This is a genomic window from Arthrobacter sp. M71 S08 (assembly GCF_059089725.1).
Window position 1 is genome coordinate 114068 of record NZ_JBNHEY010000008.1, and the last position, 13093, is coordinate 127160.

Annotated in this window: 13 protein-coding genes; 1 reads left to right on the forward strand and 12 read right to left on the reverse strand. The window is 64.5% G+C overall.

The genetic code is table 11. From position 1 onward, the window contains the following. Positions 1 to 11: 11 nt before the first annotated feature. From AC5RTB_RS14775 to AC5RTB_RS14810, 8 genes are all read right to left on the reverse strand, one after another. The gene (locus AC5RTB_RS14775) at positions 12 to 905 is read right to left on the reverse strand and encodes a shikimate dehydrogenase (RefSeq protein ID WP_494061815.1); all 894 of its coding nucleotides are present in this window, start codon (positions 903 to 905) and stop codon (positions 12 to 14) included. Continuing rightward, positions 906 to 2132 (reverse strand): endolytic transglycosylase MltG, encoded by a 1227-nt coding sequence (gene mltG, locus AC5RTB_RS14780; protein ID WP_494061816.1) that lies wholly within the window; start codon positions 2130 to 2132, stop codon positions 906 to 908. Then, the gene (ruvX, locus tag AC5RTB_RS14785; protein WP_494061817.1) at positions 2129 to 2707 is read right to left on the reverse strand and encodes a Holliday junction resolvase RuvX; all 579 of its coding nucleotides are present in this window, start codon (positions 2705 to 2707) and stop codon (positions 2129 to 2131) included. The genes mltG and ruvX overlap by 4 nt, the downstream gene beginning before the upstream one ends. A 14-nt stretch (positions 2708 to 2721) precedes the next feature. After that, positions 2722 to 5400 (reverse strand): alanine--tRNA ligase, encoded by a 2679-nt coding sequence (alaS, locus tag AC5RTB_RS14790; RefSeq protein WP_494061818.1) that lies wholly within the window; start codon positions 5398 to 5400, stop codon positions 2722 to 2724. Positions 5401 to 5470: 70 nt separating this feature from the next. After that, complete coding sequence (locus AC5RTB_RS14795; RefSeq protein ID WP_494061819.1) at positions 5471 to 5698, reverse strand: DUF6167 family protein; 228 nt, start codon at positions 5696 to 5698, stop codon at positions 5471 to 5473. A gap of 45 nt (positions 5699 to 5743) precedes the next feature. After that, positions 5744 to 6118: a DUF948 domain-containing protein gene (locus tag AC5RTB_RS14800; protein ID WP_494061820.1), complete on the reverse strand. Its 375-nt coding sequence runs from the start codon at positions 6116 to 6118 to the stop codon at positions 5744 to 5746. A 151-nt stretch (positions 6119 to 6269) separates the two neighbouring features. Beyond that, a complete protein-coding gene (gene rpsD, locus AC5RTB_RS14805; RefSeq protein ID WP_490891658.1) occupies positions 6270 to 6896 on the reverse strand; it encodes a 30S ribosomal protein S4 in 627 nt (208 codons plus the stop codon). Between the two features lie 243 nt (positions 6897 to 7139). Beyond that, positions 7140 to 8561, reverse strand: coding sequence for a replication-associated recombination protein A (locus AC5RTB_RS14810; protein ID WP_494061821.1), 1422 nt, complete (start codon positions 8559 to 8561; stop codon positions 7140 to 7142). Between the two features lie 59 nt (positions 8562 to 8620). Between AC5RTB_RS14810 and AC5RTB_RS14815 the strand changes: the two genes are divergently transcribed. Further along, positions 8621 to 9298: an acVLRF1 family peptidyl-tRNA hydrolase gene (locus AC5RTB_RS14815; protein WP_494061822.1), complete on the forward strand. Its 678-nt coding sequence runs from the start codon at positions 8621 to 8623 to the stop codon at positions 9296 to 9298. Positions 9299 to 9335: 37 nt separating this feature from the next. On the opposite strand, the gene rpe is transcribed toward AC5RTB_RS14815, so the two are convergent. The 4 genes from rpe to def are packed head-to-tail and all read right to left on the reverse strand — an operon-like array spanning position 9336 to position 13029. After that, positions 9336 to 9989 carry a ribulose-phosphate 3-epimerase gene (gene rpe / locus AC5RTB_RS14820; RefSeq protein ID WP_494061823.1) on the reverse strand — a complete coding sequence of 218 codons (654 nt, stop codon included), beginning with the start codon at positions 9987 to 9989 and terminating at the stop codon, positions 9336 to 9338. A gap of 42 nt (positions 9990 to 10031) precedes the next feature. Then, positions 10032 to 11531, reverse strand: a complete 1500-nt coding sequence (locus tag AC5RTB_RS14825; protein ID WP_494061824.1) for an RsmB/NOP family class I SAM-dependent RNA methyltransferase — start codon at positions 11529 to 11531, stop codon at positions 10032 to 10034. Next, positions 11528 to 12445 (reverse strand): methionyl-tRNA formyltransferase, encoded by a 918-nt coding sequence (fmt, locus tag AC5RTB_RS14830; protein WP_494061825.1) that lies wholly within the window; start codon positions 12443 to 12445, stop codon positions 11528 to 11530. Before fmt ends, AC5RTB_RS14825 begins: the two co-directional genes overlap by 4 nt. After that, positions 12442 to 13029, reverse strand: a complete 588-nt coding sequence (gene def / locus AC5RTB_RS14835; RefSeq protein ID WP_494061826.1) for a peptide deformylase — start codon at positions 13027 to 13029, stop codon at positions 12442 to 12444. Before def ends, fmt begins: the two co-directional genes overlap by 4 nt. Positions 13030 to 13093: the final 64 nt, after the last annotated feature.

A 13093-nucleotide genomic window follows, 5' to 3' on the forward strand; every position in this document is an offset into this window, starting at 1 on the left:
CACGACCCCAACTAGCGCCGGGGAGCCCCCACCGCGTCACACATCACATTTATGACAGCAGACTCATCGCGGAAAGCCTCACCGGCGAAGAGCTTCACTTGGGCCACCGCCTGGTAGAGCAACATTTCCAGGCCCGGAACGATGACCCCGCCCCTGGCGGACCAAGCCTCAGCGAGGGCACTGGGCCACGGGTCGTACGCCACATCAAGCAGCACGCGTGGTTCCGGCGAGCCGGAGTCATCGGCGAAAGACGGTGCGACGTTGAGGAGAGCAGCCAGTTCGTCCGCCCCGTGCGGCGGCAGCGTCGAGATGACCAGCGGAGAAGCGCTGCACAACCCCGCGGCCGCGGCGAAATCCCTCAGGTCCACAGCAATGCCGAGCCGACGACCCAGCTCAACCAGGGACCCGGCTTTCAGCGGGGACCTGACGCAGATATCAGCGCGCTCCACCCCCATTTGGGCAAGCGCTGCAACAGCCGCCGAAGCGGTGCCGCCACCACCCAGGACGAGCGCCTGCTCCGGACGTTCGGCTCCGGCATGGCGAACCGCACGGACAATCCCCTCCACGTCCGTGTTGTAGCCCACCAAACGTCGCTGGTCGCCATCGACGGCAAGCACGGTGTTGATCACGCCCAGTGCGGCGGCGTCCGGCGCTACCTCATCCAGGTAAGCCAGCGCGGCAGCTTTGTGCGGCATCGTGACAGAGAGCCCACACCAGGCAGGGTCAGCCCGGACCTCCCGAAGGATGGCGCCGAGCGAGTCTGGAGCAGTGTCAATCGCCGTGTAGCTGCAGTCGAAATCCAACATGGCGTACGCAGCACTGTGAAGCTGCGGGGACTTTGAGTGCGCTATGGGATGACCAATGACGCCGGCCCGATGTCGGGCCGGCGTCCGGTCAAAGACCACTTATTCACACCTTCCGGCGTTGTCAGCGCACCATGCCTGGTACTCCTGAACGTACTGTGCGTGTTCGGCAAGAGTTTCGGAGAACTTGGTCTCACCGCTGTCGAGGTTGACCGTGACCCAGTAGTAGTAGGGCACATCGTCCGGGTTGACCGCTGCCTCGATCGCTTCCGCGCTCGGGGAACCGATTGGCCCAACCGGCAAGCCGGGAATCGCGTACGTGTTGTACGGGTTGGACTTGTCGGTCTTTTCCTCGTCTGTCAGGTTATAGCTCTTGCGGTCGAGCCCGTAGGTCACGGTCGCATCGGACTGGATCAGTCCATTCGTCTCGGTATTATCCGGACCCAACCGATTCATGATCGAGCCGGCTACCTGGCCGTAATCCGCCTGGCCTGCCTCTGCCTGCACGATACTCGCGATGGTGAGGATGCGGTACTGCTCTGCGGGATCGGTGACACCGGCCTCTTCGAGGGCCGCGTAGGTATTATCAACCATCTGCTGGATAACCTCGGCGGCGGTGATTTCGAGGTCGAAGCGGTACTCGCCGGGATAGAGGTAACCCTCCAGACTTGGCGACTGCTCCGGTATGCCGAACTGGGTTGGATCCTCCGCCAAGGCTTCGAACTCTTCGCGGGGTATCCCGGTGGATTCAGCCAGAATGCCGAAGGTCTCGTTTTGCCTCAGGTCCCTGGCGACGGCGGCATAGTGAACCATCGAGTCACCCTCGGCGAGCAGCGCTCTGGCTGCCTCCTCCGCGCTCATCTGGTACTTCATCTCATAGTCGCCGGGCTGGATCACACGCCCGTCAGCGACACCACCAAGGGCCTTCAGGAATTCTTCTGAACTGGCGACGATGTCCTGCTGCTCAAGGCCATTGCCGATGATCAGTGGGCCTGCGCCTTCCTCGACGGTGAAGGTCACCGACCCTGTGCCTGGCCCGGCGTAGTCGGTGACTTCGCCAACCCCAAGGAGACTCCTGAGGAACATCGCGACGGCGACCACCACTCCGACAAAGCCGAGCACCACGATCAGCATGACGATAGTCCGGCGCCTACGGCGGCGCTGACGCGCCTTGGAAGGCCCGCGTCTGCGGCGGGACGGGACGTCGTCTGCCTCGAAGAACTGCTCTACGGGCTCAGGATGCTCCGAGTAGTATTCGTCCAGATATTCGTCCGGGTGCTGCTCGGATCCGTGATCGGCTGCTGGGGAAGGAGGATGACGATGGCTCACTGCTCCTCTTTCCTCCCACTGTTGGTCTGCGAAATGTCTAACTCCTCGGATGAGGCCGGCGTCGGATGGTCATTACTCCGCCGCCGATGCTGAACGACCGGCTCCCCCACGTCCCGCTCAAGGTTTCGTTGCATATCTATGGCGTGTTGGAGTATCTCCACGGCTGCCACTTGATCTACCACCTTACGGTGTTCACGACTGTTCAAGCCAGCCTGCCGGAGGGATCTATGCGCCGAAACCGACGTGAGCCGTTCATCTACGAGCCGGACAGGCACGTCCAGTCCGGCGTCGAACAGCACATCCACGAGCGCTGCAGCGTAGTCCCGCGCCATGGCTGTGGATGCGGATTCGGTTCCGCTCAGGTTGCGGGGCAACCCAACGAAGACTTCAACGGCCCCCAGCTCCCGGATGTTCCCGAGCAACAAGCGGAGGTCATTGTTCTTTCGGGTATCCCGCCGCATGGTACGAACCGGGGTCGCCATGAGGCCGTCCCTGTCGCTTGCGGCGACTCCCACGCGCACCATGCCGACGTCGACGCCGATCTTGACGCCGCGCGGGTATTCTCCGGGAGCCACGGTCAGCAGCTCTGTTATCGGCCCGCGACAGCTGCGCGGATTGATTCCAACGCCGCCGGCACTTTCACGGGATCGGACCCGCCACCCTGTGCCATGTCATCCTTGCCGCCGCCTCCGCCGCCGAGGATACCTGCAGCGGTACGCACCAGTGCGCCCGCCTTGACCCCCGCGTTGCGTGCTTCCTCATTGGTGACCACAAGGACCACCGGACGGTCCTTGCTGACACCGGCCACAGCTACTACGGAGGCACCCGCGCCGAGGCGTCCCCGCAGATCCAGCGCGAGATTCCGGAGGTCATCCGCACTGCCGACCGCACCGGCGTCGTGCGCGATCAAACGCACGCCATCAATGTCCTCTGCTGTATTGACCAGTGCGGCAGCAGTGCTTGAGAGCTGTTCCTTCCGGAGTCGCTCGAGCTCTTTCTCGGCGGCCTTGAGCCGGTTGAGAGTTGCGCTCAGGCGTTCAGGCAGCTGCGGCGAGGGTACTTTGAGCATTTCGGACAGCTCGGTGACGAGCGCGCGTTCTGCGGCAGCGTGCCTGAAGGCATCCATACCGACGAGCGCCTCAACCCGGCGATTGCCGGATCCGACCGACTGCTCACCGAGCAGCGTCAGCGTCCCGATCAGCGACGTCGATTCAACGTGGGTGCCGCCGCACAGCTCACGCGACCACGCACCGTCGATCTCGACGACGCGCACACGGTCTCCGTACGCCTCTCCGAACAGTGCCGTCGCACCGAGTGCCTTGGCATCATCCAGGCCCATCACCTTCGTTTGGACGGTGTGGTTGCTGCGGATGGCCAGGTTCGAGACTTCCTCAATTTCCGATCGCGCCGAGGAGCTGATGCCCTCGCCCCACGAGAAGTCGAAGCGCAGGTAGCCGGCTTTGTTGAAGGAACCGCGTTGCAGGGCCTCAGGGCCGAGGACCTGATGAAGGGCAGCATGAACGATGTGCGTACCGGAGTGCGCCTGCTCCCCCGCATGACGGCGCTGACGGTCGACGGCCGCGGTCACAAGGGCGTCCTGCGTGATTTCTCCCTCGCGCACAACGCCACGGTGGACGCTCAGCCCCTTGATGGGCCTCTGGACGTCGGTCACTTCCACGGTGAAGCCGTTCCCCGTGATCAAACCGACGTCGGCTGCCTGCCCGCCTGCTTCGGCGTAGAAAGGAGTGCGGTCAAGGATCAGTTCAATCTCTTCGCCGGCACGAGCGACCGGAACTGACGCGCCGTTGCTGATAATGCCGCGCACCACTGCTTCGCTGGTCAGTTCGTCATACCCGGTGAACACTGTTTCACCGGTTGCGAGCAACTCATTGAACACCGTCATGTCGGCGTGCCCGGCTTTTTTCCCGCGGGCATCAGCCTGAGCACGTTGCCGCTGCTCGAGCATGAGCGCGCGGAATCCTTCGGCATCGACCTTCACACCGGCCTCTTCGGCCATTTCGAGTGTCAGGTCGATCGGGAACCCGTAGGTGTCATGGAGGCTGAACGCGTCTTCGCCGGACAGCGCGCGGCCGGCACCCTTGGACTCCCGGACAGCCTCTTCGAGCCGGGCTGTTCCTGAGGCGATGGTGCGCAGGAACGCCTTCTCTTCCGCATACGCGATCCTGCTGATGCGCTCGAAGTCTCGCTCAACCTCAGGGTAAACGCCCTTCATGGCATCACGTGAGACGGGCAGGAGATCCGGCAGGCAGGCCTTCTCGACACCCAGCAGGCGCATGGCGCGGACTGCGCGGCGGATGAGCCGGCGCAGAACGTAGCCCCTGCCCTCATTGGAGGGAGTGACGCCGTCAGTGATGAGCATCAGGGCCGAGCGAATGTGGTCGGCCACGACGCGCATCCGCACGTCGTCCTGGTGGTGGGGATCGTCGTCGGACTCTGCACTGGTGTATTCGCGACCCGACAGATCGGCTGCCTTGTCCAGGACCGGGCGCACCTGGTCGGTCTCGTACATGTTTTCGACGCCCTGGAGCACCATTGCCAGTCGTTCCAGCCCAAGGCCTGTGTCAATGTTCTTCTGCGGCAATTCACCGGCGATGTCGAAATCCTCTTTGCTGCGCACGGCGGAGAGCCGGTACTGCATGAATACGAGGTTCCAGATTTCGATGTAGCGATCTTCGTCGGCCTCCGGTCCGCCATCCTTGCCGTACTCCGGGCCGCGGTCGTAGAAGATTTCCGAGCAGGGTCCGCCGGGGCCGGGCTGTCCGGTGTTCCAGTAGTTGTCCTTCTTGCCGAACTTCTGGATGCGCTCGACCGGGAATCCTATTTCGTCCCGCCAGATTGCGAGGGCTTCGTCGTCTTCCTGGTAAACCGTGACCCACAGTCGGTCGGCAGGGAGACCGAATCCGCCGTCTTCAACGCTGCTGGTCAGCAGGTCCCACGCCATGCGGATGGCATTCTGCTTGAAGTAGTCGCCGAAGGAGAAGTTTCCGCACATCTGGAAGAACGTGCCGTGGCGGGCTGTTTTGCCCACTTCTTCGATATCGGCCGTGCGAATGCATTTCTGGATGCTCGTTGCGCGGTTGTACGGAGGAACTTCACGTGCCGTCAGGTAGGGAATGAACGGGACCATGCCTGCGACGGTGAACAGCAGCGACGGGTCGCTGGACACCAGGGAGGCTGACGGCACGCGTGTGTGCCCCTGGCGTTCGAAGTAGTCAAGCCAGCGACGGGCAATCTCTTGCGACTTCATGGGGATCCTTCGGTGTTGCGCGCGGATGGTGCGCAGCGGCGATGTCTGGTGTTCGGGGCCTGATCGGGGATCAGGGGCGGGGCTCTGAGTCAATGCCGAGGGCAGTGCGCAGATCGGTCTCGCGCTCCTGCATTCCCTGCCGGAGCGCGTCGGCGAAGTCGGCGACGCTGTCCGTGAGTTGTGCGACGGCGCGGTTCAGCCCTTCCGGGCCCACTGCCGACTTCATCGCAGATACTTTGCGTACCGCTACGACACCGATGGCCGCGCCTGCTGCGAGCCAGAAAACCCTCTTGATCATCAAGAATTCCTTTGTTGTGCGTGCGTCTTGTGCTGCAGTTGGTGATCAGCGACTACGACGGCGGGAGGTCGGCTTGCGCCTGGAGGCCAGCGCGTTTCGCACGCCGTAGGAGAACGCTGCCACCTTGATGAGCGGGGATCCGACCGTGGCCGCGACCAGTGATGAAAGGGCCGAGATGTTGGCGGAGGCATCCGACACGTTCGAGGTGATCCCGTCGACGTGCTTCAGCTGCTGGTGCGTTGTCGACACCGTGCTGGTGACCTCGTCGATGAGGGGCGTGGTGCCCTCAGTCACCGAGCGGATGGCCTGACGGAGCTCATCGAAGACCTTCCCCAGCTTCCACACCGGAATGGCGAGCAATGCGACCAGGACCGCAAAAACTCCGGCGGCAATGAGTCCGGCGATATCTCCACCTGACATTCGTGAACAACTCCTTAGCCTTCGCGCATGGCGGACGGCTGCCCGCGATTCCCTATGTACCTTACCTACTCAAGAGCCCGCGGCGTGCGCCGCGGGCTCTTGAGTAACTGATGTTCAGTTGTACTGCCGAAACGCCGAAGTCGGCGCTGGATCAGCGTGCGTAGTATTCGACCACGAGCTGCTCTTCACAGGTCACGGGGACCTCAGAGCGCTTGGGGCGGCGAACCAGGCGTGCCTGAAGCTTCTCGAGCTGGACGTCGAGGTAGCCGGGGACAGCCGGAAGCACGTCGCGGTGGGCGCCGGCAGCAGCAACCTGCAGCGGCACCATGGTTTCGCTGCGGCTGTGTACGTGGATGAGCTGGCCTTCCTTGACACGGAAGGACGGGCGGTCCACGCGTGCGCCGTCAACCATGATGTGGCGGTGAACCACGAGCTGGCGTGCCTGGGCGATGGTGCGAGCGAAACCGGCGCGCAGCACCAGTGCGTCGAGACGCATTTCGAGCAGTTCGATCAGGTTCTCACCGGTCAGGCCGGAAGTACGGCGTGCTTCCTCGAAGACGCGGGTCATCTGCGCTTCGCGGATACCGTACTGGGCGCGCAGACGCTGCTTCTCGCGCAGACGTACTGCGTAGTCGCTGTCCTGCTTGCGGCGGGAACGGCCGTGCTGACCCGGTGCGTACGGACGACGCTCCAGGTACTTCTCGGCCTTCGGGGTCAGAGCAATGCCGAGGGCGCGCGAGATGCGCACCTTGCGGCGGGCACGTGTGTTGTTAGCCACGTTTACCTTTCACTGTTTGCGGCGAAGCAGATCACGACGGCGAAACACCGTGTGAACTCTTTCTTGTGTCGCTGGCCTCCACGTTCGGAGAGCCGGAAGGGGCCGCTTTTCCGGTACTACAGTTCGCGGGTTCTCAATTTGCCTGCGCTTCCCCACTGGTCCAGGCGGAATCACCTGATGCGGGTTGAACGACGGGCATGGATGAGCCGCGACTTGCCAGTCAACGAACAATCCTAGCAGTGCTCAGCGGTTCCGAATAATGGCGCGGAGTTTCTCCAGCCGGGTAGCAACTGCCCGTTCTGTACCCCGGTCGGTGGGAAGATAATAATCGGTGCCGACGAGATCGTCAGGCGCATACTGCTGCCTGGCGATCCCGTGCGGTTCATCATGGGAGTACACGTACCCTTTGCCGTGGCCCAGTTGGCTGGCGCCGGGGTAATGGGCATCGCGGAGATGCGCGGGTATTCCCTGTCCTTTACCGGCCCGAACGTCTGCGATGGCCCGATTGATTCCGTTGTAGGCGGCGTTCGACTTCGGTGCAGTTGCGATATGCACCACCGCTTCCGCGAGGATGATCCGCCCCTCCGGCATCCCAACCAGTTGGACCGCCTGCGCTGCCGCGACGGCGGTCTGCAGCGCGGTGGGATCGGCCATCCCGACATCTTCCGCCGCTGAAATCATCAATCGGCGCGCCACGAAGCGGGGGTCTTCGCCGGATTCGAGCATGCGTGCAAGATAGTGCAGGGCTGCGTCGACATCGGACCCGCGCAGCGACTTGATGAACGCACTGGCCACGTCATAGTGCTGGTCCCCCGCCCGGTCGTAACGCAGAGCCGCGACGTCCACCGCCTTCTCGGCGTGGTCCAGCGTGATGCGGACCGGGCCGGAATGATCATCGTCATCCTCCGGCTCCCGCTGTTCGGCCGCCGCTTCCGCTGACTGTGCGACGCCGGCAGCTGCCTCCAGTGCTGTCAGCCCACGCCGCGCGTCACCGGCTGCCAGCCTCACCAGATGGTCCAAGGCGTCGTCGTCGACTGCGACCTCCCCCGCGAAGCCGCGCGGGTCATCCACAGCACGTTGAAGCAGTGACCTGATGTCCTCTTCGGTGAGCGGCTTCAGCGTTTGCAGGAGCGATCGCGACAGCAGCGGGGATACCACGGAGAAGGACGGGTTTTCCGTGGTGGCGGCTATAAGCACAACCCAGCCGTTCTCCACGCCCGGGAGGAGGGCATCCTGCTGTGCCTTGTTGAACCGGTGGATCTCATCAAGGAAGAGGACCGTTGTGATGCGGTGCAGGTCCCGGTTGGACAGCGCCTCGTCCATCACCCGGCGGACATCCTTGACGCCGGCGGTGATGGCGGAGAGCTCCACGAACTTGCGGCCGGGCCCCCGCGCGATGACGTGCGCCAGCGTGGTCTTCCCTGTTCCCGGCGGACCCCAGAGGATGACAGACGTCGGAGCGCCTGTGCGCGCGGCAGGCTCACCCCCGGCAAGGGTCCGCAGCGGCGATCCCGCGCCGAGCAGGTGCTGCTGCCCAACCACTTCGTCAACCGTTCGCGGACGCATGCGTACCGGCAGCGGACTGCGCGGACGGTTCCGCTCATTCCCGGCGAACGTGGCCGGCTCGTCATACGCGTCGGAGTCGAGGCTGAATAGGTCATTCACAGAGCCAAGGCTACTGTGATCCTCTGACACCGAACGCCCGGAATCCGTAAGGAGGCGCAGTGCAGGACAACCGAACAGTACTGGTCCCGCCCGACCGCCTTGCAGGCTGGGTGAGGCGCTTCGGTGAACGCAACGGGCACTTCCAGGCCGAGCGTCCCGGCGGCGCACCCGGAGTTGTCGTCCTGCGCGCTGCCAACGGTTGCACGGCCGCAATCGCAGCCCCTCTGGCACCCCCGGGCCACGACGAGGTTCCCAGTGAGACGGTGCATTGCGAGCCGGAGAGCGCGGTGGAGGACCTGATCCGGCAGGCGTCCCTTCCACGGACCGTGGGACTGCTGCTGATACGCCGCGGCGGTTACGGCGTCGGGCTTGCCAGGGCCGGCGCTCTCATCGCCTCGAAAAACGGTACGCGCTACGTCCAGTCACGCACAGCGGCCGGCGGCTGGTCCCAGCAACGGTTTGCCCGAAGGAGGGCTAACCAGGCCGATGCGCTGGTCGAAACCACAGCTGAGCGCGCGGCGGCCCTCTTCGCCCAGGACCCGCCGGACTGTCTACAGCCCGGCGGAGACGCCAAGCTGATCTCCGAGTGTCTGGCGCACGCAAAGCTGGCCGCATACCGCGACCTTCCCCGCCTGCCGCTCCTGCCGGTTCCCGACCCACGTCAGGACGTGCTCCGGCAGGCAGCCGCCGACACGCGTAGCCTCCGCATCAGCCTGACTGGCATTCCCGTCAACTAGCCCGGCGGCTCAGGGATCAAGGCCAGGCCGCTCGAGGTTAGGAGGCAGCGCGCCGAAGCCCCTCGATCGCAGCCGCCGGATTGTCGGCACCATAGACGGACGAACCCGCAACGAACATCGTGGCGCCGGCCTCTGCCGCGCGGGCTATGGTTTCCTCGGTGATACCGCCGTCAACCTGAATGGCAACGGGCAAGTCCGCGCCGCGGATAGCTTCCGCGGCACGCCGGATCTTCGGAAGGGTCGAGTCGAGGAAGGACTGCCCGCCGAACCCGGGCTCCACCGTCATGATGAGCAGCATGTCCAGCTCACCGAGCATGTCCAGATAGGGATCGACCGGGGTGGCCGGACGCAGCGCCATACCGGCGCGGGATCCGGCTGAGCGCAACTCACGAGCCAGCCGGATGGGTGCCTGCGCGGCTTCGGCATGGAAGGTCACCGACGCTGCCCCGGCGGCGGCGTACTCGGGGGCCCAGCGGTCGGCGTCGTCAATCATGAGGTGCACGTCCAGCGGGACGGGGCTCACCGCCTGAATCCGCTTTACCACCGGAAGTCCCAGGGTCAGGTTTGGAACGAAGCTGTTATCCATGACATCCACGTGCACCGCGTCCGCCGTGGAGATGCGTTCCAGCTCGGACTGAAGATTGACGAAGTCCGCCGACAGAATGCTCGGGTGGATACAGCAGGTTCTCATACTCGACCTTTCGTTGAGGGTGGCGTCCTTCGGGCGCTGAAACTAGAGCGCAGCCCGGCGGATGAGGGCGAGGAACATGGCGTCGGTGCCGTGAACATGCGGCCACAGTTGTGCCGTCATGTCGTGGCCCGCCTGCAGGGAACCGCTCTTGCTCACATCATCGAGTACGTCACCGGCATCGATCAACGAGAACCCTTCCCTGCCGCGAAGACCGTCCTGAACGACGGCGGTTGTTTCGGCGGGATGCGGGGAGCAGGTGACATACGCCACCACCCCGCCCGGTCGCACGGTGTCGAGTGCCTCCGACAGGAGGGCGCGCTGCAGCGGCCCCAGTTCCGCCAGATCCGACGGCTTGCGACGCCACCGCGCCTCGGGCCTGCGGCGCAGCGCGCCAAGCCCCGTACACGGTGCATCAACCAGGATGCGGTCGAAGCCATCCGGGTATGCCTCCCCGATGGTACGGCCGTCCCCCACCCGGACGCTCCAGACGGCTGGATCCACCGCTGCAAGCGCCTGGCGAACCAGGGCCGCACGGTGTTCGGCAGGTTCGTTCGCCACCAGGGCGTGCCCGTGCTGGGCAGCGATCGCCGCGAGCAGGGCGGATTTACCGCCGGGACCCGCGCACAGATCCAACCAGTCCTCGCTGGTCCGCTCGGAACGATCGAGCTCGACGGCTGCCAGTGCACGTGCAACCATCTGGGATCCGGCGTCCTGCACCCTGACCCTGCCGGCCCGGACGGATTCGAGCCGGCCGACATCACCGGCGGCGTAGAGTGCCGACCCCTCCACCAACTCCCCGGCACGGGCGCCGGCTTCCATCGCCTCATCGAGTGACCCGATACCGGGCAGCGCGACCAGGTTAACGATGGGCGCAGCATTGTCTGCCTCAAGCAGGTCATCGATCTCGGAAACGGAGCGCCCGTGCCCCACAAGGCTCTGCCTCATGGTGCGGACGATCCAGTCTGGGTGGCTGTGTCGGAGGGAGCTGACTCGAATCGGATCCTCGACGCCTTCGGTCAGCACCTCCAGCCACCCTGCGAAAGATTTGCGGGAAACCTTTCGGAGCACCGCGTTCGTCAGCGAGGAGGGTCCGGCTCCGATCACGGCTCGCGCGAGGCCGACGGTCTGATCGAGAGCAGCGTGGGGCGGTACCCGCATGGCCATCAACTGGTGGACGCCCAGACGCAGCGCGTCAAGAATGGCCGGGTCGAGCTGGGCGAGCGGGCGGTCAACGCACAACTCAAGAATGGCGTCGTAGGTGCCCTGTCCCCTGAGCGCGCCGTACGCCAGCTCGGTGGCGAACCCCGCGTCCTGGCGGCCAAGCCGGTGCTTGCGGATGCTGGCCGGCAGCACCAGGTTGGCGTAGGCGTCGTCGGATGCAACAGCACGAAGGACCTCGAAGGCGACCAGACGCGCAGGGTCCGCTCGACGAGTACGTTCGGCCGGCGCCGTCGCGGAAAATTGGCGGGCGCCGGACCGGTTCCGCTCCCTCCCCCGCTCGTTGCGACGGCTTGGCCCTCCCGGGCGATGTTCGGGTGTCATTCGAACTCCAGATCCTCTCGGCGTGCTCCGCGGAACCAATCGGGCGCGGCTAGCATGGTACGTCCCGAGGGCTGAACTTCCGTCAGCTCCACGGCGTGTGAACCCGTTCCCACAAGCACCGCTCCGTCCCGTTCGAGAACGACGCCCGGAGGAACCTCGTGAATCTCGGGACGAAGGACCACGGTTCCCAGTTTGAAGCGCTGGCCGCCCAGGAGCGTCCATGCTCCCGGTTCCGGAGTCACGCCACTGATTCGGCGCTTGATAGCAAGCGCAGGATCACTCCACCGGATTCGCCCCTCAGCGCTGGAGAGCTTAGGAGCGAGGGAAACCTCTCCCTGCTGGGGAACAGGAACGGCGCGACCCTGCTCCAATGCGGACAGGGTCTGGGCCAGAAGGACAGCGCCGCTCTCCGACAGGCGTTCAAGGAGCGCGCCGCTGGTGTCTCCAGGGCGGACGGCTTCAGTCAGTGTTCCGAACACGGGCCCGGTGTCCAAACCCTCTTCAAGGAGGAACGTTGAGGCACCCGTGATGTCATCCCCGTTGATCAAGGCGTGCTGCACCGGTGCTGCACCCCGCCAGGCGGGCAGCAGGGAGAAATGCAGGTTGATCCAGCCATACCGGGGCACTTCGAGGGCAGCCGGCGGGACCAGACCGCCGTAGGCGACTATCGCCGCCGCATCCAGGTCCAGCGCGTCGAGACGCGAGATGACCGACGCGTCAATGCGGTTGGCCTTGATGATTTCAAGGCCGGCATCGGTTGCTGCGCGTGCAACCGGACTCGGCGTGAGGACCTTCTTCCGGCCTACAGGGGCGTCTTCGCGGGTGAGGACCGCAACCACCTCGTGACCGGCCCGGCGGATCTCGTTCAATGACGGGACGGCCACCTGTGGCGTTCCGGCAAACAGTATTCTCACGCGCCGGCTTCCTTGTGTCCCGGTGAGGACGCACCGATACCGAACACCGACCCGACTGTTGTGGAGCGTTTGTTCAGGGTTTCCGCTGTGACCGCGCTGTACTGGGAGTGCCGAAGGGCGCGCATCGCCTTACGGCGATCTTCTCCCTGCAACCGGTCGATGTACAGACGGCCGTTCAGATGATCCGTTTCATGCTGGAAACACCGGGCAAGCATGCCCGTGGCTTCGAGGAAGACTGGCCCTCCGGTGACATCGAACCCTCGAAGCTGGACTTTTTCGGCGCGTGGCAGTGCAAAACCGATACCGGGAACGGAGAGGCAGCCTTCCTGGTCGTCGGTCTGGAGGCCGTCGGAGAGTGTCAGCACAGGATTCACAACATGCCCCTCCTCCCCGTCGATTGCATACGTGAAAACACGCAGCCCTACTCCTACCTGAGGGGCCGCGAGTCCTGCTCCGTTGACGCTGTGCATGGTCTCAACCATGCTCTGCACCAGCCGGGTCAGGTCAGGACCGTACTCGGTCACCTCTGCCGCGGGCGTCCGCAGTACGGGATCCCCGATCATCCGGATACTCAGAACCGCCATTCGGTTGTGCGTCCTCACCTGTTCGTCATGGGAAATTGCCTCGGAAGCGGCGCTTTACCAGGTC